Annotated in this window: 22 protein-coding genes; 7 read left to right on the forward strand and 15 right to left on the reverse strand. The window is 71.5% G+C overall.

Annotation, left to right across the window (positions count from 1 at the left end; translation table 11 throughout):
* Positions 1 to 46 precede the first annotated feature (46 nt).
* Genes IF46_RS0124875 through IF46_RS0124885 form a run of 3 tightly spaced genes read left to right on the forward strand, consistent with a single transcriptional unit; the run spans position 47 to position 4,230 of the window.
* Positions 47 to 1,825 (forward strand): N-acetylglutaminylglutamine amidotransferase, encoded by a 1,779-nt coding sequence (locus tag IF46_RS0124875; RefSeq protein WP_030490800.1) that lies wholly within the window; start codon positions 47 to 49, stop codon positions 1,823 to 1,825.
* The gene (locus IF46_RS0124880; RefSeq protein ID WP_051724148.1) at positions 1,826 to 3,673 is read left to right on the forward strand and encodes an alpha/beta hydrolase family protein; all 1,848 of its coding nucleotides are present in this window, start codon (positions 1,826 to 1,828) and stop codon (positions 3,671 to 3,673) included.
* A 17-nt stretch (positions 3,674 to 3,690) separates the two neighbouring features.
* Entirely contained in the window at positions 3,691 to 4,230 is a 540-nt protein-coding gene (locus IF46_RS0124885) for a hypothetical protein (protein WP_030490802.1), read from the forward strand.
* 15 nt (positions 4,231 to 4,245) lie between these two features.
* Here the strand turns inward: IF46_RS0124885 and IF46_RS0124890 are convergent, their stop codons facing one another.
* Positions 4,246 to 5,736 carry a hypothetical protein gene (locus tag IF46_RS0124890; RefSeq protein ID WP_030490803.1) on the reverse strand — a complete coding sequence of 497 codons (1,491 nt, stop codon included), beginning with the start codon at positions 5,734 to 5,736 and terminating at the stop codon, positions 4,246 to 4,248.
* Between the two features lie 170 nt (positions 5,737 to 5,906).
* Here IF46_RS0124890 and IF46_RS0124895 point away from each other — a divergent pair, with 170 nt between their 5' ends.
* The 3 genes from IF46_RS0124895 (at position 5,907) to IF46_RS0124910 (ending at position 9,429) form a co-directional block, all read left to right on the forward strand.
* A complete protein-coding gene (locus IF46_RS0124895) occupies positions 5,907 to 7,760 on the forward strand; it encodes a hypothetical protein (RefSeq protein WP_030490804.1) in 1,854 nt (617 codons plus the stop codon).
* Positions 7,761 to 8,131: 371 nt separating this feature from the next.
* A complete protein-coding gene (locus IF46_RS34895; protein WP_198041528.1) occupies positions 8,132 to 8,278 on the forward strand; it encodes a hypothetical protein in 147 nt (48 codons plus the stop codon).
* On the forward strand, positions 8,278 to 9,429 hold the full coding sequence (locus IF46_RS0124910) for a YeiH family protein (protein ID WP_030490805.1): 1,152 nt from the start codon (positions 8,278 to 8,280) through the stop codon (positions 9,427 to 9,429). Before IF46_RS34895 ends, IF46_RS0124910 begins: the two co-directional genes overlap by 1 nt.
* Before the next feature lie 68 nt (positions 9,430 to 9,497).
* Here IF46_RS0124910 and IF46_RS0124915 read toward each other — a convergent pair whose 3' ends face one another.
* The 6 genes from IF46_RS0124915 to IF46_RS34525 all read right to left on the reverse strand — a co-directional run bounded on the left by IF46_RS0124915 (position 9,498) and on the right by IF46_RS34525 (position 15,395).
* Complete coding sequence (locus tag IF46_RS0124915; RefSeq protein ID WP_051724149.1) at positions 9,498 to 10,982, reverse strand: acyltransferase family protein; 1,485 nt, start codon at positions 10,980 to 10,982, stop codon at positions 9,498 to 9,500.
* 141 nt (positions 10,983 to 11,123) lie between these two features.
* Positions 11,124 to 12,287, reverse strand: a complete 1,164-nt coding sequence (wecB, locus tag IF46_RS0124920; RefSeq protein ID WP_030490807.1) for a non-hydrolyzing UDP-N-acetylglucosamine 2-epimerase — start codon at positions 12,285 to 12,287, stop codon at positions 11,124 to 11,126.
* A gap of 6 nt (positions 12,288 to 12,293) precedes the next feature.
* The gene (locus tag IF46_RS0124925; protein ID WP_157563441.1) at positions 12,294 to 13,157 is read right to left on the reverse strand and encodes a choice-of-anchor P family protein; all 864 of its coding nucleotides are present in this window, start codon (positions 13,155 to 13,157) and stop codon (positions 12,294 to 12,296) included.
* Positions 13,158 to 13,163: 6 nt separating this feature from the next.
* Positions 13,164 to 14,717 carry a glycosyltransferase gene (locus tag IF46_RS0124930; protein WP_051724150.1) on the reverse strand — a complete coding sequence of 518 codons (1,554 nt, stop codon included), beginning with the start codon at positions 14,715 to 14,717 and terminating at the stop codon, positions 13,164 to 13,166.
* Positions 14,707 to 15,222: a hypothetical protein gene (locus IF46_RS0124935; RefSeq protein ID WP_030490810.1), complete on the reverse strand. Its 516-nt coding sequence runs from the start codon at positions 15,220 to 15,222 to the stop codon at positions 14,707 to 14,709. Before IF46_RS0124935 ends, IF46_RS0124930 begins: the two co-directional genes overlap by 11 nt.
* 23 nt (positions 15,223 to 15,245) lie before the next feature.
* On the reverse strand, positions 15,246 to 15,395 hold the full coding sequence (locus IF46_RS34525; RefSeq protein WP_157563444.1) for a peptidase: 150 nt from the start codon (positions 15,393 to 15,395) through the stop codon (positions 15,246 to 15,248).
* A 179-nt stretch (positions 15,396 to 15,574) separates the two neighbouring features.
* On the opposite strand from IF46_RS34525, the gene IF46_RS0124945 reads away from it, so the two are divergent.
* The gene (locus IF46_RS0124945) at positions 15,575 to 16,633 is read left to right on the forward strand and encodes an LCP family protein (RefSeq protein ID WP_051724159.1); all 1,059 of its coding nucleotides are present in this window, start codon (positions 15,575 to 15,577) and stop codon (positions 16,631 to 16,633) included.
* Positions 16,634 to 16,718: 85 nt separating this feature from the next.
* On the opposite strand, the gene IF46_RS0124950 is transcribed toward IF46_RS0124945, so the two are convergent.
* From IF46_RS0124950 to IF46_RS0124985, 8 genes are all read right to left on the reverse strand, one after another.
* A complete protein-coding gene (locus IF46_RS0124950) occupies positions 16,719 to 17,582 on the reverse strand; it encodes a TylF/MycF family methyltransferase (protein WP_198041530.1) in 864 nt (287 codons plus the stop codon).
* Positions 17,583 to 17,639: 57 nt separating this feature from the next.
* On the reverse strand, positions 17,640 to 19,601 hold the full coding sequence (locus IF46_RS0124955) for a hypothetical protein (protein WP_030490813.1): 1,962 nt from the start codon (positions 19,599 to 19,601) through the stop codon (positions 17,640 to 17,642).
* Positions 19,601 to 20,800, reverse strand: a complete 1,200-nt coding sequence (locus tag IF46_RS33415) for a glycosyltransferase family 4 protein (RefSeq protein WP_051724151.1) — start codon at positions 20,798 to 20,800, stop codon at positions 19,601 to 19,603. The genes IF46_RS0124955 and IF46_RS33415 overlap by 1 nt, the downstream gene beginning before the upstream one ends.
* The gene (locus IF46_RS0124965) at positions 20,800 to 21,747 is read right to left on the reverse strand and encodes a glycosyltransferase family 2 protein (protein ID WP_030490815.1); all 948 of its coding nucleotides are present in this window, start codon (positions 21,745 to 21,747) and stop codon (positions 20,800 to 20,802) included. Before IF46_RS0124965 ends, IF46_RS33415 begins: the two co-directional genes overlap by 1 nt.
* Positions 21,744 to 23,060 (reverse strand): O-antigen ligase family protein, encoded by a 1,317-nt coding sequence (locus IF46_RS0124970; RefSeq protein WP_157563447.1) that lies wholly within the window; start codon positions 23,058 to 23,060, stop codon positions 21,744 to 21,746. The genes IF46_RS0124965 and IF46_RS0124970 overlap by 4 nt, the downstream gene beginning before the upstream one ends.
* Positions 23,057 to 24,217, reverse strand: coding sequence for a glycosyltransferase (locus IF46_RS0124975; protein ID WP_030490817.1), 1,161 nt, complete (start codon positions 24,215 to 24,217; stop codon positions 23,057 to 23,059). Before IF46_RS0124975 ends, IF46_RS0124970 begins: the two co-directional genes overlap by 4 nt.
* Positions 24,210 to 25,517 carry a glycosyltransferase family 2 protein gene (locus IF46_RS0124980; protein WP_030490818.1) on the reverse strand — a complete coding sequence of 436 codons (1,308 nt, stop codon included), beginning with the start codon at positions 25,515 to 25,517 and terminating at the stop codon, positions 24,210 to 24,212. The genes IF46_RS0124975 and IF46_RS0124980 overlap by 8 nt, the downstream gene beginning before the upstream one ends.
* Positions 25,517 to 25,874 (reverse strand): methyltransferase domain-containing protein (locus IF46_RS0124985; RefSeq protein WP_030490819.1); only part of this gene is annotated, 358 nt, incomplete at its 5' end. The genes IF46_RS0124985 and IF46_RS0124980, both read right to left, overlap by 1 nt.

Consider the following 25,874-nt stretch of genomic DNA (forward strand, 5'->3'; position numbering starts at 1 on the left):
CCGGTCAGCGGACCCAGCGGACCTGAGCCGATGAGAGGTGCGTGACATGTGCGGTATCGGAGGCGAACTCCGCCTCGACGGGGCACCATCGGACCTGGCCGCCGTCGAGCGGATGCTCGCGGACCTGACCCCCCGAGGCCCGGACGGCGAGGGTCGGTGGCAGCACGGGCCGGTGGCCCTGGTGCACCGCCGGCTGCGCATCATCGACCTGTCCGACGCGGGCGCCCAGCCGATGGTCGACGACGAGTTGGGTCTGGCCCTGGTCTTCAACGGCTGCATCTACAACTACCGGGAGCTGCGCGACGAGCTGACCGCGGCCGGGTACTCGTTCCGGTCCACCTCGGACACCGAGGTGATCATCAAGGCGTACCACAGGTGGGGGGCGGCCTGCGTCGAGCGGTTCTACGGGATGTTCGCCTTCGCCCTGGTCGAGCTGGCCACGCACACGCTGGTGTTGGCCCGGGACCGACTCGGCATCAAGCCGCTCTACCTGGCCGAGGGTCCGGGCCGGGTGCGCTTCGCCTCGACCCTGCCGGCGTTGCTCGCCGCCGGCGACGTGGACACCGACCTCGACCCGGTGGCCCTGCACCACTACATGAGCTTCCACTCGGTCGTCCCGCCACCGCGCACGATCCTCGCCGGGGTCCGCAAACTGCCGCCGGCCACCGTACGGGTGATCACCGCGGACGGCCGAAGCACCGACACCACCTACTGGCGGCCGGAGTTCAATCGGGCCGCGGCCGATCCGATGTCCGCCGACGAGTGGCAGGAACGGATGATGGCGGCGTTACGCACCGCCGTACGCCGACGGATGGTCGCCGACGTGCCGGTCGGCGTGCTGCTCTCCGGCGGTCTCGACTCCAGCCTGATCGTCGCCCTGCTGGCCGAGCAGGGCCAGCGAGGGCTGGCCACCTTCAGCATCGGCTTCGAGGCGGCGGCCGGGGAGAGCGGCGACGAGTTCCACTACTCCGACCTGGTGGCCCGGCACTTCGGCACCGACCACCAGCAGATCCGCATCGATGCCCAGCGATTCGTCCCGGCCGTGCACCAGGCCATCGCGGCGATGAGCGAGCCGATGGTCAGCCACGACTGCGTCGCGTTCCACCTGCTCTCCGAGGAGGTCTCGCAGCGGATCACGGTGGTGCAGTCCGGGCAGGGTGCCGACGAGATCCTCGCCGGCTACGACTGGTACCCCCCGATGGCCAACGTGGCCCGTGCGGACGCCGTCGAGGCGTACGCCCGGGTGTTCTTCGATCGTCGCCACGATGCGCTCGGCGGGCACCTGGCGCCCGAGTGGATGCTCGACCACGATGCCAGCCTGGAGTTCGTCGCCGCGCATTTCGGCATGCCCGGCGCGGACACCGCGCTGGACGCGGCGCTGCGCCTGGACAGCCTGGTGATGCTTGTCGACGACCCGGTCAAGCGGGTCGACAACATGACGATGGCCTGGGGGCTGGAGGCCCGCGTGCCGTTCCTCGATCACGAGGTGGTCGAGCTGGCCGCCGCCTGTCCACCCGCCATGAAGCTGGCGCAGGGCGGCAAGGGCGTGCTGAAGGCGGCGAGCCGGGGCATCGTCCCGGACGAGGTGATCGACCGGCCGAAGGGCTACTTCCCGGTGCCCGCCATCCGGCACCTCTCCGGCCCACTGTTCGACGACGTGCGGGACGCGCTGACCGCCCGACCGGCGCGCGAGCGGGGCCTGTTCCGCAAGGACTACCTGGAGGAGTTGCTGGACGGGCCGAACGCCCAGCGGACCACGCTGGGCTCCAACGCGCTCTGGCAGCTCGGGCTGCTGGAGCTCTGGTTGCAGCGGATCGGGGTTTAGATGAGCGTACGGACCGAGGCGCCGCGCACCACCCGGCGGGCCCGACCCGCGAACCACCGGCCGGTGTCGCCACCGGTGCCCGTGGGCGAGGACTTCGCCCCCGCGCCGTCCCCCGACGGCCGCCGGGTGGCGTTCCTCTCCGACCGGGCGGGAACGCCCGGGGTCTGGGTCGCCGAGGTCGACGCGGGTGCGCCCGTCGCGTTGCCGGTCGGCGACGAGCCGGTGCTCGCGTTGAGCTGGTCTCCGGACGGCCAGTGGCTGGCCTGCGTCGTCGCCCCCGGTGGTGCGCCCCGCACCGAGCTGTGGGCCGTGAGTCCGGACGGGACGCGACGCCACCAGATCGCCGGGTTCGGCCGCCGCAGCGCCGCGTTGGCCGGCTGGTTGCCCGGCGGCGCGCTGATGGCGGTCACCGAGACCGACGAGCACGGGCAGGCCCTGCTGGTCGATGCGACCACCGGGCACCGGCGGGTGCTCGCCGAGGGTGACCTGCTCACGCTCCTGGACGTCACCCCGGACGCCGGTGCGGCACTGCTGCGCCGCGGCCCGCGCAACGCCCGCTGGCTGGAGCTGCTCGACGTGGCGACAGGCGTTCGACGGCGGCTGCTCCCGGACACCGGGCGGGGCAGCACCGACCAGGGGTGGTTCGGCCCGGACGGCACGAGCGTGCTGGCCCGCACCGACGCGTACTCCGAGCTCGCCGCGCTGGTGCGGGTCGACCTGACCCGCCCGGAGCTGGCGCCGACCCGGCTCGCCGGGCGACCCGACGCCGAGTTGGAGCACGTGACGCCGAGCGCGGACGGGCAGCGCGGCGCGCTGCTGTGGAACACCTACGGCGGGCGCAGCGAGCTGAGCCTGCTCGACTTCGCCAGCGGTGTGCAGCGGGCCGTCACCGCACCCGGTGAGGTGCTCGGCGACGCCGTCTTCGCCGCCGACGGCGGTCTGCTCTGCCTCACCGCGCAGGGGCCGGTACAGCCCCGGGAGGTGTGGCTTGTCGACCCGTCGACCGGGGCGCTGCGCCCGCTGCGGTCGGACACCGTCGGCCCGCGTACGGACGACGCCGGTGTCGCGCCGCAACTTGTCGACCTGCGTGCCCGCGACGGGTTGGCGCTCTCCGGCTGGCTCTACCGCCCGGCCGGTCCGGGCCCCTGGCCGACCGCGATCAGCCTGCACGGTGGCCCGGAGGCGCAGGAGCGCCCCGGCTACAACCCGCTGTTCCAGGCCCTCGTGGCGCAGGGCGTCGCGGTCTTCGCGCCAAACGTACGCGGGTCGTCCGGGTTCGGCCGGTCGTTCGTCGCCGCCGACAACCTCGCCGGCCGCTACGGTGCGATCGCCGACGTGGCGGCCTGCGCCGACTTCCTCGTAGACGCCGGCGTCGCCCGGCCCGATCAGCTCGGCTGTCTGGGCCGCTCCTACGGCGGTTACCTGGTCCTCGCGGTGCTGGTGAACTTCCCCGGGTTGTTCGCCGCCGGGGTCGCCGAGTGCGGCATCTCCGACTTCCGGACCTTCTTCGCCGGCACCGAGCCGTGGATCGCCGCCGCCGCCGTCAGCAAGTACGGCGACCCGCAGCGGGACGCCGAACTGCTGCGCGACCTCTCCCCGCTTACCCACATCGACCGGCTGGACGTGCCGGTGCTGCTGATCCACGGCGCGAACGACACAAACGTGCCGGCCGGCGAGTCAGCACAGGTCGCCCAGGCCCTCGCTGCCCGGGGCGTGCCGCACGAGCACCTGGTGCTCGTCGGGGAGGGGCACGACTTCCTGGCGCGGGCCAACGCCGAAGCGGCCCGTACCGCCACCACCGCCTGGCTGACCCGGCACCTCGCCGCGACTGCGGCCGTCGTCGGCTGAGGCGATATCCTGCGCCGGTGGAGGTCGTGGCGCAGGGCGAGCGGTTGGCCGCGGACCTGAGCCGCTGGCTGGCCGAGGTGACCTTCGTCGACCTGGACACCGACGAGGTCACCGCGTTGGTGATCGACTCGGTGGTGCGGTGGGCCGAGGCCCACCGCTGGCGGGTCTACCGGCGCGCGCCGAGCGTGTTGCCGTTGCCGCCGCCGCTGGAGCAGCGGCACTCGGTCCTCGACGTGGCATGTGCCCGTCCGGACGGCCCGCCGGTCGTGGTGGAGGTCGACCACACCGACCGGGCCCGTACGGTGCAGAAGTTGCGCGCGGAGGCGGATGCCGGCCGGATCCCGATCTGGGTGCGGTGGGGCGTCGGACGTTTCACCGTGCCGCCACCGCCGGTGCGGATGGTGACCGTCGAGGTGACCCGGCGGGCCGGGCCGGCCGGGCGGGGGCGTCTGCACAGCCGCGGCGGTGACCGCCCCGCCCCGGCCCACTCGACCGGTGGCGGCACCGCGGACGCGCAGGCACTACCGATCCCCCTTACCGATCCGGATCAGGGCTGACGCGGGGAGCGCACCTCACAGCAGCCGGCTTTTCGGTGCCTGCCGGAACCGGCGCGGCGGCAGGACGGCGCGGAGTTTGTCGGCGGCATCAGCGAAGTCCGAGATCCTGGTGACGCAGCCGTGGCCGAGGTGGGCGAGCCAGAGCGCACCGAACCGCTCGGCCACGAGCGCCTCAGACAGCGGCACGGTGTGCGCGGTGCCGTCACCATCCACCGTGGAGATCGTATCGGTGCCGATGACCAGCGAGCCCTTGTTGCCGAGCCGCTTCAGCAGTGGCGGTCTGATGACCTCACCGGCCGGCACGAAGCGGGTGCGGGGGCACGAATCGTCGGTGACGCCGGGAAGGTTCGGCTGCGACCCGTACGGCACGACGATCATTGCCGAGGAGAGCCAGTTGGACATCACGTCCCGCGCCGCCTCCGGAGTGAATCCCGCCAGCTCGGTGAGCCGATCCGAGTAGTACAGCTCGGCCGTCCCGAAGAGCTCCTGCTGCACGGCGGAATCGACCTTCTCGATGGGCTTCGCCCAGGCGCGGCTCTCGAAGAGGGGCACCAGACTCGCTGGTATGGGCACGTCCTCGGGCGACAGGAAGTCCGCTATCTCCTCCGGATCAGGCCCGCTATGGACAAGTCTTAGTAGTTCGGTCCAGATCGCCTCCGCGGCGACGGCCGCGTCGAAGCTCTTCGCCTTCCTGCCATCCCCGGGGATGACCCGTATCCCGAGTTCGTGCCGCGTGCCGTCGATGACCTCGGACATCAGCTCGGCGAGTTCGGCGACCCCGGCCTGCTCGACAGCTCGCACGACCCGCGAGCGCAGCATCGACATCAGCAGGACCGCCTCCACGCTGGGTTCGACGCCGACGACCAGAGCGACGCCGTGCACCTCATCGGCGTACCAGACCGGGCCGAACCGGTGGTGGGCCAGCGTGGTGTCGTGGGTGGGTCGCGGACCAGCGGGCAGTCCGAGTCGCATCGCCTGCGGCGCGTCGGCGGTCACGGAGAGGACGGCGTTGTCGTTGGTGAAGAACCTCTGCACATGCCGTCGGACCTCGTCAGCCGTGAGCAGCTCGTAGTCCACCGCGGGCCAGCGCGACAGACCGTGTCCGCGCGGCCCGTACCGTCGGGCCAGTAGTGATCCCCAGGGGTCGAGCAGGCCATCGTCGATGTTCGAGACGTACAGGCTGTCCGCGTCGAGGTCCGCGACGGCATCGGACAGATCCTTCGGCGGCAGCCGGCTGACAGCCGCGCAGATGTCGGTGAAACGCGCCGCGACCTGGTCCGGTGGGCCGGCGGCGGTGAACGAGGTCTCGATCACCCAGACGTTGTCCTCGGACTGCTCGGTGACGTGCAGCTCGTCCCAGTGCACCAGGTGCTGCACCAGATGGGTCAGGCCGATCGAGTCGATCTCATCGTCGCGGGAACCGCAACCGAACGTCAGCGACGCGGCCAGTGGACCAGGCGAATCGCGTTGAATGACCAGCACTCTGTCTATCTCCGTGCGCGGCATGAGCGCAGCGTAGGGCGGCCGGTCAAGCTGGTTATCGATCAGCGTCGTCGCCCGACACCATTCGCGGATAGCGTGCGGCCGATCTTACGGGTAGAAACAGGGGTCAGAGAGCGCTCTCACCGCCCAGCTGCGCCGGGGAACACGTCCGGTCAGCGGAGAGGACGAACCACATGACAAGCCCGTCCCGTCGAACCCTCATTCTTGCCCTGCTGGTGGTCACCGCCGTCACGACGACAAGCACGGCAGCCGCCGCCGGTCGCCCGACGCACGGCGGCCCCGACTTCGGCCCGAACGTAACGATCTTCGACCCGTCCATGCCGGTCAGCGAGATCCAGCAGACCCTCGACGCGGCGCACGCCCGGCAGGTCGACAACGAGATGGGCGCCGCGCGGCACGCATACCTGTTCAAGCCCGGCGCGTACGGCACGACCGAGCAGCCGTTGCAGGCCAAGGTCGGCTACTACACCGAGGTATCCGGCCTGGGCGCCTCGCCCACCGATGTCGCGATCAACGGCAAGCTCGAGGTCTACAACCGCTGCCTCGCCGACGGCGGCACCGGCAACTGCCTGGCGCTTGTCAACTTCTGGCGCACCCTGTCCAACCTCTCGCTCACCATCAACGCCGCCGGCCAGGACGGCTGCCGGTCGTCGGCGAACTTCTGGGCGGTGTCGCAGGCGGTGTCGATGCGCCGGCTGAACATCGGCGGCGGCTCTCTGTCGCTGATGGACTACTGCACCGCCGGCCCGCAGTACGCCAGCGGCGGGTTCATCGCCGACTCACGGCTGCCGGCCACGACGAACGGCTCGCAGCAACAGTGGCTGACCCGCAACAGCGAGGTCGGCAGTTGGTCCAACGCGGTGTGGAATCAGGTGTTCGCGGGGGTCGAGGGCGCACCGGACGACGCCACCTTCCCCGACCCGCCGTACACCACCCTGGAGACCACGCCGCTCAGCCGGGAGAAGCCGTATCTCTTCGTCGACGGCAAGGGTCGGTACCAGGTGCGGGTGCCCGCCGCGCAGCGCGACAGCCGGGGCGTCTCCTGGGCCGAGGGCATGACGCCGGGGCGGACCATTCCGATCGGCGACTTCTTCATCGCCAAGCCGACCGACTCGGTGCGCGTCATCAACAGTCACCTCGCGCGCGGCAAGCACCTGCTGCTCACCCCCGGCACGTACGACATCGCGCGCAGCATCGAGGTCAAGCGGCCCGACACGGTGGTGCTCGGGATCGGGCACGCCACCCTCACCGCCGTGAACGGCGCGATCCCGCTGGACGTCGCCGGCGTCCCCGGTGTGATCGTCGCCGGTGTCACGATCGACGCCGGCCGCGTCGAGTCGCCGGTCCTGCTGCGGGTCGGCCGCCAGCACGGCCACAACGCGAGCACCCCGCACAACCCGACCACGCTCTCCGACGTGTACTTCCGCGTCGGCGGCCCGCACATCGGGCGGACCAACACCGCGCTGGAGGTCAACAGCGACAACGTGCTCATCGACCACACCTGGGTGTGGCGCGGCGATCACGGCGTCGAGGGCTTCACCGAGGGCGTCAACGGCGACACCGACCGCTGGCGCACCAACACCGGTCGCTACGGCGCCGTCATCAACGGCGACCACGTGACCGCGACCGGCCTCTTCGTCGAGCACTTCCAGCGCTACAACACGGTCTGGAACGGCGAGCACGGCACCACGATCCTCTACCAGAACGAGCTGCCGTACGACCCGCCGACGCAGGCCGACTGGATGAACGGGCCGGTCGAGGGCTGGGCCGGGTACAAGGTCGGCGACCGGGTGCGGCACCACACCCTGTACGGCGGCGGGGTGTACGTCTTCAACCAGAACAACCCGTCGATCCACACCGAGAACGGCTTCGAGGTGCCGAACCGGCCGGGCGTGCGACTGCACCACGTCATGACCGTCAACCTCAGCGCCGGCACGATCGACCACGTGGTCAACGGCGTGGGCGAGGCGGCCGACATGACCAAGGTCGGCGCTCCGGTCTACCTGACCCAGTACCCGACCCCGTAGCGGGATCGGGCGTACCGACGGTGCCGGAGTCGGCGATGGCTCCGGCACCGCCGTAGGGGTGTCACGCGTGGAGAATCCACGTGTCAACGGTCTTGAATTCCTATCGTGTCGGTAGGAAAATACGTGAATGCCGGTTGGTCCGCTCCTCACCTCGCGTCGGGTCGTCGACCTGATGCGGACCGCCAGCGAGCTCTGTCCGGGCGCACTGGTCACCGACTGAGCACCGCCGCACCGCATTCCTCCTCCGGCCGCACCGCCGGATCACGCGTCGACTCGTGACCCCTGCGCACCGGCGCGGCTCCGCACGCTCGTCACCGCACTTCCGACCGATCCGGCAGCGCCGGATCGGTTCACAACCATGGAGGTACGCCATGACCACCGATTCGTCACCGCCCACCCCGGAGACCGCCGGGGAGTCCCGGCTCGCGTTCAACGAGGACTGGGTGGCCACCATCCTCGGCCTGGCACTGCTCGCTCTGGTCCTGCTCGGTGCCATCCCCGCCGGGCTGGTGCCCTGATGACCGCCGACGCGACCCGTACCGGCAATGAGCCCGACACGGCCGGCCCCGCCGATCCGACGAGCGTGGCGCGCGGCGGTGCGTTCTGGGCCTGGACCGCGCTGGGCCTGGTGATCGTGGTCGGTCTCGCCGCGCTTACCCGCTACCTGGAGCAGAACGTCCCCACCTGGGCGGAGGGCACCGCCATCGAGGACATCGGGGCGGCCGTCGAGTACCCGGTCTACGCGATCCTGCTCGGCCTGCTCGGCAACGTCGCCGTCACCCTGCTCGGGTGGCGGGACCGGATCGCCGCCGCGTTCCGGACCGAGTTCTTCATTAAGACCGGTCTGGTGCTGCTCGGCGCGTCGATCAACCTGGCCGTCATCGCCAGCGCCGCCGGCCCGGCGATCGCCCAGGCGATCCTGCTGATCAGCGGGGTGTTCCTGTTCACCTGGTGGTTGGCCGGCCGGTTCGGTCTCGACGACAAGCTGCGGGCGCTGCTCGCGTCGGCGGTGTCGATCTGCGGGGTCAGCGCGGCGATCGCCGCCGCCGGCGCGGTGCGGGCCCGCCGCGAGCAGTTGGCCTACACGGCGAGTCTGGTCATCGTCTTCGCGCTGCCGTCCATCTTCATCCTGCCCTGGCTGGCCGACGTGTTCGGGCTCTCCGACGCGGTGGCCGGGGCCTGGATCGGCGGCAACATCGACACCACGGCCGCGGTCACCGCGGCGGGGGCGCTCGCCGGTGAGGAGGCGCTGCAGATCGCCAGCATCGTCAAGGTCACCCAGAACGCGCTGATGGGCGTGGTGGCGGTCGCGCTGACCGCGTACTTCACCTTGCGGGTGGAACGACGGCCCGGCGCGGCCCGACCGGGCCTCGGCGAGCTGTGGACGCGGTTTCCCAAGTTCGTGCTGGGCTTCATCGCGGCCTCGGTCATCGCCACCTGGTACCTCGACGGAGCTGGTGCGGACGGCAAGGCCACCATCGCCATCGTCAACGACCTGCGGGTCTGGTTCCTGATCCTGGCCTTCGTCAGCATCGGCCTGGAGGTGCGGGTCGCGTCGCTGCGGGAGGCTGGTTGGCGGCCGGTGGCGGTGTTCGCCAGTGCCACCGTGTTCAACCTGGCGTTGGCGCTCGGCCTGGCGTCCCTGCTGTTCCGCAACTTCTCGGCCTGATCGGGCGGTCGCCCGCACCCGGGCGGACGTGCGGGGTCGGAGCCACGCTGGCCCCGACCCCGTCGCCGTCACCCCGGTGGTGTCGTCGGCGCGCGGTGCGACCCGCCCGCTCGGGCGTGCGAGGTGGGCGTGGTCACCGGCACGAACGGGAGGTCCTTCTTGTTCTTCGTCCGATCGGGCACCGCCAGGAACGACGCCGCGGTCTCGTTGCGCCGCTTGGCACGGCGCGGTGCGGTCGCCGACGCCGGGGTGTTGTTCTTCGTCGACCGGCTGTGCCGGGCACCGGCCTTGTGTCGGCCGGGGCCGCTCGTGCCAGCGCGCGCCTCGGCGCCGGCGACGGTCACCGGGTTGGGGATCAGCGCGGGGCGTGGGCTGGCGGTGCGGCCCGCGCGGCGGTGCCGTGCACGCCCGCTGCCGGTCTTGAACCCGAGGGCGGGACGTTCCACCAGGTGCCAGGAGAGGACGGCGCACAGCAGGGCGCCGAGCAGGCTCAGCACGATGTAGCCGGCCATCCCGAACCGGGCGCCGCCGAGCAGGGCGATCATCTGCTGCACCGGGAAGCCGTAGATGTAGATGCCGTACGTGTAGTCGTGCCGGCGGCTGATGCCGGACCACCGCTTCGGCAGCGCGACCGCCGCGAACAGCACCAGGTAGGCGAACGCCAGCAGGCCGACCGCGAAGAACCCGCCCAGCCACAACGAGCCGACCAGCGTGACGGAGGCCAGCACGGCCAACGTCGAGGTCATCGGGATGCGGTGCGCGTACAGGCGTGCGGCGGCACCCAGCAGGAACAGGAAGCCGAGCATCAACGTCCAGTCGGCGGCGAAGGCCCCGATCAGCGGGAACGGCCCGATCGCGCCGTGCTGCGGCGGCCGGGAGCTCCAGGTCGGCGCCGTGAAGAAGTCCGCCAGGATCAGCGCGTAACAGACGGCGGTCAGGACGAGCACGGCACGTGGGGCCCGGTGCAGCACCGAGGTCACCACGAGGATGCCGACGATGCCGTAGAACGCCAGGTCGTAGCGGAGCGTCCACAGTGATCCGTCGAACGCGCTGGGTCCGCCGACGATCTGTCCGTACGGGGTGTCGGCCAGCAGTCCGGAGATGGGGAACTGCTCCATCGAGGCGACGAAGTTCGTGGTGACGTAGTCGAAGGGGCCCTCGGGGTGTCCCCAGAACCCGTCGAGGTTGCCGTTCTCGTAGAGCGCCGCCAGTGGGGCGAAGACGAACGCGGTGACCAGCAGGCAGACCCACAGCCCCGGGAAGACCCGCAGCAGGCGGGCACGGACGTACTGGCGCAGCGTGGAGCGCAGGGCGCTGTCGGTGATGAGGTATCCGGAGATCAGGAAGAATCCGTACAGGCACATGGTGCCGAGGTCACTCTGCCGGCCGAACGTCGCCGCCCCGATGTTGGCCTCACCGAAGCCCAGCGGCCCGGCGTGCGCGATGATCACGCCGCACGCCATCGCCAGGCGAAGCACGCCGAAGGCGTTGTACTGGGCCGAGTATCTGCCCTGCAGAGTCGGGGACCGCTGCCCGTTGAACCACGCCTGCACCTGACGACTCCTCTGATCACTGACCTGCGTGGACCGACAGATCGCAACGCTGCCGATCGGCACTTCGATGAGCCAAGTATCAGTGGAGAAGGGGCATTTGTCCGGTTAACTCCATGATTGTCGGGATCGACTGGGCGGGGTTCAGGTGGCGGCGGCGACGGGGCGGCGGCGAGGCTGGACCAGCCGACCGGCCGGTACGTTCAGCAGCTCCGCGATCGCCACCACCGAGCGCTCGCCGGCCCGTCCGTCGCCGAACGGTGAGCCGACCGCACCAGCCCGCCCTGCGGCGAGGTGACGAAGCCCGGCCGACACGAGCCGTTCGGGATCGGTGCCCACCAACTCGCCGCGGCCCGGTGTCAGGGCCTCCGGACGTTCCGTGGTGTCCCTGGTGACCAACAATGGCACCCCCAGGGTGGCGGCCTCCTCCTGGAGCCCGCCCGAGTCGGTGACGACCAGGTCTGCCGCTCGCAGCAGCCCGACCATCTGCGGGTAGGGCAGCGGTGGGGTGACCCGGGCGTTGGTGATGCCCGCCAGGCCCGTGGTGACCTGCGCGCTGAGCTGCGGATTAGGGTGGGCGACCAGGACGATCTGGACGTCCGGGCACTGCCGCGCCAGGCGGCGAAGCCCGTCCACCGTGGCGGCCACACCGTGGCCCCAGTTCTCCCGGCGGTGCACGGTGGCCACCACCAGCTTGCGGGCCGGGTCGACCCAGGCCGGTGCCTGCGCCGTGCCGCGCTCGACGAGGTCCTGAAGTGCGTCCACGACGGTGTTGCCGGTCACCACGATCGCATCGGAGCGAATGCCCTCACCGATGAGGTTCGCCCGGGCCGCCGGGGTCGGCGCCAGGTGCAGCGCCGCGATTCGCGCGAGCATCGCCCGGTTGGCCTCCTCTGGGAACGGCCGGTCCAGGTCGTTGGTCCGCAGCCCGGCCTCCAGGTGTACGACCGGGACGCGCCGCCAGAACGCTGCCGTCCCGCCGGCCAGGGCGGTCGTGGTGTCCCCTTGCACCACGACCGCCGCTGGACGGTGGCGTGTGAGCAGGTCGTCGATCCCCGTGATCAGGGCCGCCGCCAGCTCGGCGAGCGAGCCGGTACGCCGTTGCGGGCGCAGGCTCACCTCCGGGCAGAGGTCGAACGGGGCGAGTGCCTCGGTGACGCGTCCCGGCTGTTGACCGGTATCCGCCACCCGTACCGTGAACCTCGGATCATCGAGGAGACGGCGGATCAGAGGCGCGGTCTTCACTCCTTCCGGCCTGGTGCCGGCCAGGATCAGGACCTCTCGCGGTGTCGACCTGCTCGCACACATGTCGGGTCAGCTCCTGGCGGCCGCGCGGCGACGCCGGTAGAGCGAGAACCCGCCGGTGGTGCCGGCCACGAGCGCGCCGATACCGAGCGCGAGCGGTGCCCCGGCGAGCGGGATCACCGGAATGGGCGGGGCGATGGCGTTGGCGCCGCAGCTGGACGTGCCGATGGTGACTCCCGCCAGCGCTCCACCGAGCGCCGTCAGGTTCAGCGCCGTGACGGTGAGCTGACCGACGCCCGAGCTGGTCTGGCCGTTGAGGGTCAGGTCGATCAGCCCCGGGATGCTCAGGCCGGTGTTCGGCGCCGGGTTGAGCGGCAGGCTGAGCAGGGTCGTCTCGATGCCCAGGAGCGTCGAGACGATCCGGGCGTTGACCAGGCTCGCGGTGCCCGTCGCCGACGGGCTGCTGGTGGCGGTGCATGAGGAGTAGATGGCGTCGGCGACGAGTGAGATCGTGGCGAGGCCGCTGGTCCCGAGGGTCAGCGTCACCCCGGCGCCCGGCGTGACGAGGCAGGACCCACCGGGACCGATGGTGATCGTGCCGCCCGTGCCGAGCACACCGGCGCAGGCCGCCGAAGTGCCGTCGTTGAACGCCCGGACGTTCTGGCCCAGCACACCCGCGGTGATCACGGTCTGCGCGCCGAGCACGGCCAGTGGGGGATTCTGGTTACCGGAGATCGACTCGGTGGTGCCGTCGTTGGTGGCCGACGCGGTGCCGGAGCTGGCGAGGCCGCCACCGAGCAGGCTGATCTGTAGCGCCGAGGCGGAGGACTGGGAGGTGTCGGCCATCGCCGGAGAGGCTGCCAGGACGACCATGGCGAGGCCACCGGCCAGCACCGCGGCGGTGCGGGCGAGACCGGATCTAACTCGTGGCATAGATGTCTACTTTCTGATGTGGGCGATAGCGGGGCGGTCTGTGGTGGGGGTGGTCAGGTGGGCGAGGTGGCTGAGGTGCCGGGGCGGTCTGATCGACCGTGGTCCGTCGTTGCGGCCCGACCGGCGTGCGGGCTGCGCCCGACGCGGCTGGGCTGGGACTGCCGCTCGACCCACGGCCGGCGAACCGACTGTCACTCGACCCACGGCCCGCGGGGTCGGTTGTGGCTGCGGATCGGCGGCACGGGCGGTCTTCTGCCAGTCGGTGCGGGCGGTCACCATCCGGCCGAAGGCCAGCCAGACCGCCAGTGACTGGGCGTAGCTGTAGAGCCAGTGGCAGACGCCGAGCAGCAGCGCCTTGGGCACCGACAGGTGCGGCTCACAACGGATCCGGTAGACGATGCCCCAGAGGGCGAACGGTCCGATGCCGAAGAAGAGCACCAGCGGGGGTACGCCCCAGCCGCCGCTGCTCCACCAGCCGCGCAGTCCGCCGGCGGTGTTGTCGATGTAGTAGGACATCACCACCAGGCAGGCGACATAGATCGGCGTGCCGAGCAGTTGGGCCCACGGCGCGGACAGGAAGTGGGCGATCTCCAGGGTGGCCGAGTTGCGGATTCGCGGCGAGCGCAGCACCTTGCCGAGGTAGCGGCCACACTGCATCGACCCCTGGGCCCACCGGGTGCGCTGGCGCACCAGCGGGCGGATCCGGGTCAACGCCTCCTGGGCCACCCAGCTCTCCGGGCAGTACTCGGTGCGTCCACCGGCCAGCAGGATGTGCAGGCCCAGCTCGAAGTCCTCCAGCAGGGCGCCGTGCCACGGTGTGCCGTGCTGGTCGGCGATCTCGTTGAGCAGGGACAGCCGGGTGAACTGCCCGTTGCCGCCCATCGCGACGCTGCCGGTGCGCCGCCGCAGCGACTGCATGGCGGCGATCGGCGCGCGGAACTCCATGTCCTGTAGCCGGATCAGCAGCCGTCCCCAGCGGCTGACCTGGGTCTTCGGGGCGTACCGGCGCGGCGCGCACTGGAGCATCCGCACCTCCACCTGCACGGCCCCGACCTCGGCCGCGCCGAAGTACTGACGGCCGGAGAGGGCGACCGGACCCTGCGGGTCGAGTCGGCTGTCCGCGTCCAACACGCCGACGATCACCCGCGTCCGGTCGGCGTTGGCGGGCAGCGACTGCTCGATGCCTCGCCAGGCGGCGTTGAGCGCGGCGCCCTTGCCCTGCCGCGCGTCCGGCAGTTGACGCTGGACCACGTGTACCCGAGGCTGGTCGGCGAAGGCCGCCAGCTCAGCGAGGGTGCCGTCGTCGGACGCGTCGTCGACGCACCAGACGGTCGCCTGGGGGAAGTCGCACAGCAGTCGTCGCACGGTGTCGCCGATGACCGACGCCTCGTTGCGGCACGGCACGATGATGTGCCAGTCGAAGCCGTCCGGACTACCGCCCCGGCTGCGCCCGCTCTTCAGGTGGAAGACCAGGATGCTCAGCACGTACGCGCAGAAGCTGACGCAGAGCAGGAAAGCCGCCGTGTTGAGCAGGGCGAGAGACTGGGTCTCAGTGGACACCGGCCACCGCCTGAGGGGCCCGCTTGGTCCGGCTGACCAAGACCACGAACAGGATCGTGACGGCGATCAGACCAGCGGTGGTGATCACCGAGCCGATCAGCACGTGGCTGCGTTCGTAGCCGAGCCGGAAGCCCCAGGTCTGCATCGAGACCACCACGGCCCCGAGCCTGATCTGGTTCACCGTGACCAGTAGTACGACGGCCATCGCCAGCGCGTTCAGACCACGCGTCAACGAGATGCGCCGGAACCCGATAAGCGTCGAGGCCAGCACGATCGGCGGGATCAGCAGCATGGCGACCGAGCAGCCGCTGGACACCATGAAGCCGACCCAGCGCTCATCGAGCGGGAAGATCACGGCCGCGCCGATGGACTTGGTGTCGGCCAACCCGACCGCGTTGACCAGCTGAGCGTTCAGCCACGCCTCGCCGCTGGCGATGTCGTGCCAGCGCCAGAGCGTGGCGGCGGCGATGACGACACCGACCAGGCCGCCTGCGCAGGCGCGCAACCACGACCCCCGTCGGGAAACTGTCATCGTTCGCGGCCCAACATGGCGACGAGCCACAGCGCCACGCCCAGCACGACCAGACCGACGCCGACCAGCAACCAAGACTGGATGGCAACCCCCGTGGCGGCCAGGCCACCACCGATGTGCGGTCCCTTGGTGGGTACTCCGTACATGCCAACTCCCTCGCTAAACCCGAAGGCCAGAATGGCATTGGGCAATTCGGGCAAAGAGGATAAAGCGGCATAGAAACCCTAAAGAGTGATTAAATGCTTCACGGGTGGGTGTTGTCAGCTGCATCCCTTGCCCCGCAACGGGTTCAGGCGTCCAGACGGTTCGTTCAGAGGTGGTCAAGATGGTGACCGGTATCCCCAGCCGCGCGGTCCCGCCGGCGACGTCGACGTCGAGGTGGCGGGCGATGGCGGGGTGGAAGAAGGCGGCCATCAGCCTGCTCCTGCTGCTCGCCGTGCTCTGCGCGGGCCTGGTCGCCGTCGGCTTCGGCCTCAAGCACCGGTACGAGGGCCGCGTGCAGCGCGAGGACATCCTGGGTCAGGGCACCGGCGCCCACGACGACCGGCGGTGGGAGTCGGGACCGCTCAACCTCCTGCTGCTCGGGTCGGACTCCCGCGACGGCGAGCCGGACCAGGGCCTCTACCCGGGGCAGCGGTCGGACACCATCATGCTGGTGCACGTCAACGCCGCGCGGGACGGAGCCACAGTCGTCTCCATCCCCCGTGACAGCTACGTCGAGGTGCCCGCGGCGGGGCAGACCTGGGCCGGCGGCCTCAACAAGATCAATGCCGCGTTCGCGTTCGGCGGGGCCGCGCTGGCCGCCGAGACGGTCGCCAAGCTCACCGGCCTGCCACTCGACGGCGTGCTGGTGGCCAACTTCGCCGCCGTCCGCAAGCTCGTGGACGCGGTGGAGGGGATCAACGTCTGCCTGCCGTACACCGTGAAGTCCTCGGACACCGGCGTCACCTGGCCCACCGGCTGCCACGACCTGGACGGTAAGGCGGCCGACGACCTGATGCGGCAGCGGCACGGCGTGCCCGGCGGCGACTTCGGCCGCATCTACGACCAGCAGCTGGTGGTCCGTGCCCTGGCCGAGCGGGTCACCGCGACGAGTCTGCTCACCAGCCCGACTCGACTCGACCGGGTGCTTACCACGGCGGCCGAATCGTTGGTCGTCGACCGTGACCTGAACCTGGCCGACCTCGCCCTCGTGCTGCGCAAGGTGAAGCCGGAGACGGTCCAGTTCGTCACCGTCCCGTTCAGTGACGCCAATCTGCAGACCCCGGCCGGGTCCGCGGTGCGGCTGGACGAGGCCCGGGCCCCGGCGCTCTTCGCCGCACTGCGCGAGGACCGGGTGGCGCAGTGGCTCACGGCCAACCCGCAGACACCGCCGGCCAACTGAGCCGACGCCGACCCGGACCCTGGGCACGAAGACGGCGGGTGGGAGATCCTCGGACCTCCCACCCGCCGTCGGTGTCGGCGCAGGTCTAGCGCGACCGCCGCCAGTAGCGGCACGTCCAGTCCACCTGGTGCAGCTCGTCGACGATGCCGTGCTCGGCCCGGAAGTCGTCGACGGCCTGCTTGCAGCCGCGTACCGCGTGGTAGTCGTCGATGATCACGTAGCCCCCGATGGAGAGCTTCGGGTAGAGCGAGCGCAGCGCCACCATCGTCGAGTCGTAGAGATCCCCGTCGAGCCGCATCACCGAGATCCGCTCCACCGGCGCGGTCGGCAGGGTGTCGGAGAACCAGCCCTTGAGGAACCGGACCTGGTCGTCGAGCAGCCCGTACCGCTCGAAGTTCGCCTTCACCTGCTCCAACGACACGGCCAGGAAGGGCACCTGCCAGAGCGCGTCCTCGACGTCCTCGACCCGGTGCGCAGCCGGCTTCGGCAGGCCGCGGAACGAGTCGGCGACCCACACCGTGCGGTCCCGGTCGCCGTAGGCGCGCAGCATCCCGCGCATGAAGATGACCGCCCCGCCCCGCCACACGCCGGTCTCGATCAGGTCACCGGGCACACCCCGCTCCAGCACGTCCTTGACGCATCGCTCCAGGTTGTCCAACCGACGCAACCCGATCATGGTCTCGGCCTCCGGCGGCCAGTCCCGGCCGGTGGCCCGTGCCTCCGCGTCGAAGGGGAACTGGAGCACCAGTTCCAGCCCCTTGCGTTGCAGCAGGTGCCGGCCGTGCTGGAGGATCCGGCCGTGCAGGGAGCCTTGGCGCGGCTGGTAGGGCATCCACGTCTCGCGGAAGACGTACCGGGTCAGCGCCTTCTTGAGTAGGTCGCAGTAGAGCGCGCGGGGGTCGTCCAGCGACGGCTCGGATGCCTGTGTCGGTACCAACATCTCACTCATCGGCCAATCTCCTTGTCAGTGTCGTACGTAGTCATCTGGGCAGTCCGTCGGCTGTCGTCACTGCCAGCGATCGGTGTCGCCGACGGCCACGGCTCGCCGCAGCACGACAGACCCGGGGGAGAGCCGTTCCGCGCTCGATCGCCCGGCTGCCAGCAACTCCGGCCCGAAGACCGGCCAGCGGTCCACCAGATTGCCGATCGGCGCGTCCGGGGACGGCTGCGGCAGCGTTGCCTCCGCCACCGGCGGCCTCCGGACCGCCTCGGGCCGGGCCAGCGGCCGGCCGAGGACACCCACGACGGCGGGAGCACCCCAGACCGGAGCCGCGGGCTCGGGCTGGGCACTTGGCGTGTGCGTCTGTTCGGCCTGGTTCGGGACGTCCGTCACTACCGGGTTCGGCTGGGTGATGGCATCCTCGACCCGGGTCGGCCCGGCCGGCGCCTCGGCGGGAGCGGGCACGGTGCCGACCGGTGTGCGCTCGGCCGGCTGATGTTCGACGGGCTTGCGCTCGACCGTCGTGCCCTCGACCGTCCTGCCGTCCGCGACCGACTCGCCCGGTTTCTGGGTCTGCCGGCGGTGGCGTCCCGGTGTCCCGGACTTGTCCTCGATGAGGGCGCTGACCAGCTCACGGATGACCGCGCCCTGGGTGCCCGCCTTCGTCGTCGGCAGCGACAGCGACAGGGCGTCCTGCGCCACGCTCGGTGCCAGGGCCGGCTGCTCGCTGCCCGGCCGGTGATCGGTCCGGGGCACCGCACCGATCACCACGACACCGGCCAGCGGGAGCCCGAGCTGTTGGACCAGTCGGGCCGCCCTCGTGCTGTCGTCCAGGTTCGTCCGGCCGGCCCGGACGACAAGCAGCACGCCGTCCGCGTGCTGGGCGAACGCCGAGATCTCCCGCCCGGCCAGGATCGGCGGCGCGTGGACGATCACGCAGTCCTCGTCCTCGCCCAGCGCGTTGAGCAGCCCACCCAACTCGTGCAGGGCCTCGGTGTCGGCGCCCTCGCGAGGCTCGGCCGGCAGCACGGTCAGAGTGGGGAAGTCGACCAGACGCACCGGCGGGCATTTCTGGGTCAGCACCTGCTGCCAGGTGTGCGGCGCCTCCGGGAAGTGGCCCGACAGCACCGGGTCGCGGACCGCCCCGTCGACAAGAGTGGCCCGGCAGTGCTCGTCGGCCATGCCGAGCCCGAGCAGGGCGGTCACCAGCGCCTTTCCGTCGTCGTCGTGTGCGCTGGTGATCAGCAGCCGTCGACGAGGCAGGGGAGCGGTGAGGACACTGAGCGTCGAGATCGTGGCGCGCACGGCGTCGGCGACGTCGGTGCGAGCGTACAGCGCGGCGGCGTGATGGCGGGCGAAGCGGCGCGGCAGCTTCGGCAGCACCCCGATGACCGGCAGGCCCAGCCGTGCCTCGATCTGGCCGATGTCGCGTAGCCGGCTGTCGAACCGGTCGCGGAGCATGGTCACGCCCCAGCCGGCCAGTAGCCCGGCCAGGGCGCCGAGCGCCCCGTTGAGCAGCGGCTTCGGGAAGGCGGGCCGGGTCGGTGGGCTGGCGGTGTCGAGCACCCGGGCGTTGATGCGGTTGGAGCCGCCGATGTCCAGCCGACTCAGCTGTTGGCTGACAGCGTGGGAGGCCGCGTTCGCGATCGCGGCGGCCTGCGCGCCGGTGCCGGCGTTCGCGTGCACGGTGATGATCTGAAGACCGAGTTCGTACTCGCCGCTGACGTGGCCGAGCACCGCCCGCTCGGGCAGTTGCAGCGAACGCGACGCTTCCAGCGCGACCTCCCGGGACCCGACCAGCCGGGCGATGGTCGGCGTGAGGTTCTGCGCGAGAGCCAGATCCGCCGGTCGGTCCGCGTCGGTCTGCTCCGCGCTGACCAGCACGGAGGCCTGCGCCTCGTAGCGCGCGGGGAGGAGCTGGGTGACCCCCTGGGCGGCGGCCAGGCCCGCGCACAGGCCGAGCAGCGGTACGCCCACCCGGCGCCAGGAGACACCGAGCAGGCTCTTGACATCTATCGACGCGCTCATCAGGCGATCGCCTCTCTGGTTGGGTGCCCGGCCTCGGCGGGCGATGTGCGAAGGGACCCGGTCGAGGACCGCAGCCCACGCCAGGTCGTGCAGAGGGTGTCGGCGATGCGATCCCAGCCGAACTCGATGCCGGCGCGGGCCAACCCCCGGTTGGCCAGCTGGCCGGCGAGCGCGGGGTCGTCGCGCAGCCGGGCGAGGCGGGCGGCCAGCGCGGGGACGTCGCCGGCCGGAAAGACGAGACCGGCGTCGCCCACCACGTACGGGATCTCGCCGACGTCGCTGCCCACGACGGGTACGCCGCAGGCCATCGCCTCGACCAGCACCCGGCCGAACTGTTCGCGCAGCGGGATGCCGATCCACGGCAGGGTGTTGCGCTGCACCACCTCGACCGACGGCATCGCCAACACGTCCATGTCGTTGAGCAGCGCGGGCAGCTCGGCGTGCCCGGCCCAGCCGTGCCGGTGCACCCGGCCGGGCCGGCGCGCGGCGGCCCGCTCGATCTCGCCGCTCAGGCTGCCGTCCCCGACCAGCGACACGTCGCAGTCGACCAGCTCGGCGGCGCGCAGCAGGTCGACGACGCCCTTGTGCGGCTCGAACCGCCCGACGAAGCCGACCGTGAACGGATGCGCCGTCGGATCGGTGGGCAGCGGGCGGAAGACTCGGGTGTCCACGCCGAGCGGCACGATCGTCGCCGGTCCCCGGTAACCCTTGATCCGCAGCACGTTCAGGGCTGCGGGCGTGATCGGGAAGGCGTGGTTGACGGAGAGGTAGGACTGTCGCTCGATCCGGGGGAACGGCACCGGAAAGCGGGTGACCACGTTCTGCGCGGCGTACAACGTGGTGGGCACCCCGGCCCAGCAACGTTGACGCAGCCGCAGGGCCTGCCAGGTGGTGAGGTACGCGGCCTCGCCGATGACGTGCAGGATGTTCGGGCGAGCGGTGGTCACGTCGTGCTGGCCGGGGAGCCGGAACAGCACCGAGGCCATGTGCCCGGTCAACGACTCACCGAGCAGGTGCGGAACGACGTAGTACCGCAGCCGGGGGTGTCGGCGGGCCAGTCGGGCCAGCTCGCGTCGTGTCGTCGGGGACACGTCCGCGGCGAGCACGGTGAGGGTGACGTCCGGCTGTTCGCACAGGACGTCGAACAGGTCCGTCCAGTGTTCGGTGCGTTTGCCGACGACAGTTGTCAGGACGTGCATCACGCTCCTCCTCTCGTTTCATGTCGGTTGACCGCGATCCGGCCGACGCGGGTCCAGGCGCGCATTCGGGCTGTCCCGGCTCGGGGTTGCAGGGGCATCCGCACCCCGGCCAGTCCGATACCGATCAGCGCGCGCAGCAGCACGGCGCCGCGTACGGCGCGCAGGGTGCCGGCTCGGTGGCGGGCGAAGAACCGCAGCATGCTGCGGTACAGGTGGGGCCAGATCCAGGCCGGGTCGGAACTGCTCGCCCCGCCGGTGTGCACGGCGGTCACCGAGGGCACGTAGAGCACCTCGGCGCCGCGCCGGGCCGCCTGCAGGCACAGCTCCTCGTCCTCGTAGTACAGGAAATAGCCCTCGTCGAGCCCGCCGACCGCCTCGAACAGCTCCCGCCGCACCGCCAGGCAGGCACCGGAGAGCCAGTCCACGGCCACCGGCTCCGCCCCGCGCACACAGGCGTCGTACGCGGCCCGGCGCTGCCGGCCGCTGAGCAGCCGCCGCAGCGAAACCGGCACCAGGGCCCCACCGAACCGGCTGGCCAGCACCGTGACGAGGGACTCGAACCGGTGGGCGCTTATCGCGATCCGGCCGTGCGCGTCGATGAGCCGCGGCCCGGCGATGCCTACCGACGGTCGGCTGCGGATGACCCGGACCAACTCCGCCACCGTGCCGGGGGTGACCACGCAGTCCGGGTTGACCAGGAGCACGACGTCGGTGTCGACTCCGGCAGCGGCCTGGTTCACGGCGGTGGCGAAACCGGTGTTCGTGGGGCTGGCGAGCACCGTCACCTCCGGGAAGCGGCGCCGGACGAGGTCGACAGTGCCGTCGGTGGAGGCGTTGTCCACCACTCGTACCGGCACCTCCGACTTTCGCAGCGCGGTCAGGGCGGCGACGATCTGCTGCTCCGAGTTGTGGGTGACCACCACGGCGGTGGCGTCGGCTGGCCTCATGCCGCGACTCCCGTTCGGGGCAGGGCGCCGCGCCGGAGCGGTGGCCGGGCGAGTCGCCGCAGCCGCGCGCTGTCGTGGTGTGCCGTGAGGAGGGTCAGCGCCGGCAGCAGGCCCAGCTCCCAGTGCCCGTCGGTCGGTGCCGCGAAGAGAGCGGCGGCCAGGAAACCGCAGGACAGCGCGGCGAACGGCAGGGCGATCCCGTCTCGACTGTGCAGGCCGACGCGGACGCTGCGCAGGATCGGCCAGAGAACCAGCAGGAGGCCGACCAGACCGAGGTTGGCAAGCACGGTGACGTAAAAGGCGTGGTAGACCGGCCCGACGTCGGTGAAGGTGAAGCCGGACAGGTAGATGTCCGGCGTGGTCTGCCCGAGGCCGGCCCCGACCAGCGGCTGGTCGGCGAAGACGCCCAGACCCACCTCGGACTCCACGCCCCGATAACCGGCGGACTGCTGGAACCCCTTGGTGATCTCGCCGGCCCGCTCCCGTACCCCTGGTTGCAGGGCGAGGATCCCGGCCACCGCGATCGCGGCGGCGGCGGTGGCGGCCAGGCCGGTGCGGACGGTGCGTCCGCCGCGCACCAGCATGATCAGCGCGGTCAGCGCGGCGGCGAGCCAGATGCCCCGGTACGACGCGAGGAGCACGTCGACGGCGAAGAACCCGCCGAGCAGGAGTGCGCCGGCTCGACGCCAGCCCCGCACCCGACCGGCGATCCAGATCAGCGCCGGGATCGCCATGAGGGTGATGAGCCCGCCGTGCCGCCCCGGAGCCGCCACCGAGATGGCGGTGAAGATGCCCGCCAGCACCACGTACAGGATGCCGGCGGCCAAAATCCGACGGCTCGAGGTGAGGGTGTGGGTGGCGACGAAGAAGTACACCGGGATCGTGGCCACCTGGTACGCGGCGACCAGCACCTCCGCCGGGAGGTTGTCGACGGCCAGTCCGTAGGTCGCCGCCACCACGGTCAATCCGATCAGGCCCAGCATCCCCAGGTCGGCGACGGTGCGGCGCGGGGCCGCCTCCACCCCCAGCCAGTGGCGCACGGCCAGCGCCGCGCCGCCGGCGGCCAGCAGCAGCACCTTCACCGCGATGTAGCCGCGCACGTCGCCGCCACTGAGCAGGGCGCCGACCACGGCGCCGCCGATGATGCCGACCGGCAGCACGGCCCAGGGCCAGAGCAGGAACGCGCCGGCACACAGCACCCCGATGGCGGCGGCCAGACCGACCGGCCCGGGGAGCAGGGTGACCACGGTGACCACGCCACCCAGCCCGGCCCCGGCGAGCAGCACACTCGGCGCGACGATCGGCATCCTCATCGCGGCAACCCCGCCAACAGCGAGCGCAGCTGGATACCCCGGGCGGACCAGCTGTTGCCGGCGGCGACCTCGCGGCGCCGGGCCGCCTCGTCCGGTGCGTCGGCACGCTCCAGCGCGTCGGCCAGCGCCGCGCCGAAACTCGTCGGGTCGGCGGCGAGGGCGATGGTGTCGGCAAGCGTCCGCAGCGCCGGCAGTGGCGTCGCGACGACGGGTTTGCCGAGAGCGAGGTACTCGTAGCACTTCTTCGGGTGCACGTAGTCGATCAACCCGCCCACCCGGTACGGGATGATCGTGACGTCGCAGGCCCGCAGGATGCTTGGCACGTCCGCGAAGCGGACGGCGTCGACCAGCTGCACATTGGACAGCCCGGCCAGCGGAGCGCGACCGGCCCGGGTGGACGGGCCGATCAGCAGGAACGTCCACTCGGGGTGGGCCCGCGCCACGGCGGCGACCAGTTCCGCGTCGAACGCCCGGGTGTCGACCGCCCCGCTGTAGCCGATCAGTGGCCGGCGCAGCCCGAGTAGCCAGGGCGCGACCGGGCCGTCCGGCGAGAAGCGTTCCGGGTCGCATCCGTTGGCCAGCACCACCGGCGCCGGGTCGGAGGCGGGCATCCGCTCCGGCAGCGCGGTGGACGAGGCGAGGACGAGGTCTGCCGCGCCGACGGCGGAGCGCAGCGCGCGGCGCAGGTGCCCACGGTTCCAGCGCCGGGTGAACGTCCAGTCCAGGTCGGTGGCGTCGTACACGACGGCGGACGCGTCCAGCCGGGCGGCGACCGGCGCGGCCAGGTCCTCGTCGAGCCACAGCAGACGTAGCGATGCCGCCTGCCGCCGGAACCACCGGCGCAGCAGGCGTGCGGCGAGCCAGCGGTTGGCCCGGTTGACCGGGGGCAGGTGCCGGCCGAGCGGCAACAGCGCCGGCCCGGCGCACTGCCACAGGCCGTCGGCCACCTGCCGGATCTCCACGCGCCAGCGAGGAAGGTGCCCGGCCGGGTCGACGAAGAGCACTCGGTGGTCGACGGTCAACTCGCGGGCCAGGGCGTGCTGCCGGTGAGCGCCGTTCGCCCACGGCGTGCCGCTGAAGATGACCACCCAGTCCCGGTCGTCGGCAGGGGCGACGACCGTCGGGGCCGCCGGTCGCTCAATCGTCTGCTCAGCCACGGCCCGACCGCTCCATCGGCCGAGGCGCTGCGGCGGGCAGCAGCTCGTCCTCGCCGAGTCGGCCGAGCACCGGGCGGGCTCGCTCGTCGTCGAGTCGCAGCAGGCGTGCGCCGGCGTGCCGGTCCAGCCAGCCCCGCAGAGCGCTGGCCGCGATCCGCCGGTTGATCCAGTTGACAAGCGGCACCGAGTCGCCCAGCGGCAACGCGGTCGGCGCGACGGCGTGCCAGGCCGTGGAGCCGATCGGGGTCACCGCGCAGCGCCAGCGCGGCCGGCGTCCCGGCGGGTCGACGAAGAGCAACCGTTGCCTGGGCGCCAACTGGTCCAGCACCGCCGGATGCCCGTCGACCGACCAGCGGGCACGGCTGAACAGCACCACCCAGTCGCGGGTGTCCCCGTCGGGCAGCGGGCCGACGTCGCCGCGCAGCGCGGCGAGCAGGTCGGTCAGACCCAGCTGTACGGATCGACCGAAGAGTCGCTTGACCAGGTGGTCGGCGAGCAGGACGGCCCGGAACACCGGCATTCGGTACCGGGGCTGGGTCAGCCGCAGGTATCCGACCAGGCTGCCCAGCAGGTGGCGGAAGCGGATGGTCGGCCCGAGCAGCCGGCAGGACGCCCCCCGGCTGTGCGTCACCACCGCGTCCGGGATCATCCACAGCTCGTGCCCGGCCTGGTCGAGCTGCCGGGCGAGGACCGCGTCGTTCCAGTAGACGGGGAAGGTCTCGTCGAAGATGGTCTGCTGCCCGAGCACCGTGCGGCGCAGCAGCATGCAGCTGCCGGAGGCGAGTTGCCGGGGGCGGCTGAAATCCTCCCCCCGCATCTGGAACCGGTGCAGCGCCTGGCGGAATCCGGGCAGTCGGCGCAGCGCGGTCACCAGCGCGATGGTGGCGGCGAAGCTGGGCTGTTGGACGTAGTGCTGCTGGAAGGTGCCGTCCGGGTTGAGGTACAGCGGGCTGACCCCGGCGGCCTCCGGTCGCTCCCGCAGATAGTCGATCATCCGGGACAGCGCGCCTGGGTGGAATCGGATGTCGCTGTTGAGCAGCAGGATCAGCTGCCCGTTCGCCCGGCGGTACGCCTGGTTCACGGCGGCGGCGAACCCGGTGTTGTGGTTGTTGCGGATCAGGCGGACCCGGGGTTGGTCGGCGAGCATGGCTGCCGAGCCGTCGGACGAGCCGTTGTCGACGGCCACCACCTCGTAGTCCAGCTCGGCGTCGGCGGTGGCGGCCAGCGACTCCAGGCACTGCCGGGTCTGCTCGCGGGTGTTCCAGCTGATCAGCAGCACCGACAGCAGGGGAGCGCCCATCACGACACCACCCGGTCGTCGCGGCGGGCGAAGATCCGCAGCAGGTCGCCGAGCTGCGGGTGCGTGACCCGGGGCGAGTGGCTGGCGGCCACGTCGGCGACCAGCAGGTCGCGCGCGTTGCGCATCCGTGCTGCCGGCTGCCAGTAGAACCGTGAGAACACCGTGTCGTGGGAGATCACCCGGAAACCGGATTCCACGAGCATCCGGCTCAGCGTGTGGGGGCTGAAGTGCCAACGGTGGTACGCGGGAGCGATCGCGGGCCAGTCGGTGCCGAGTCGGTTGGCGGCGGCGGAGGCGATGTTGGGTACTTCGAGGGCGAGCCAGCCGCCGGGGGTGAGGGCGTTGTGGGCGGCGTGG

The organism is Micromonospora chokoriensis, from assembly GCF_000718555.1.
In the GTDB taxonomy this organism is placed as follows: domain Bacteria; phylum Actinomycetota; class Actinomycetes; order Mycobacteriales; family Micromonosporaceae; genus Micromonospora; species Micromonospora chokoriensis_B.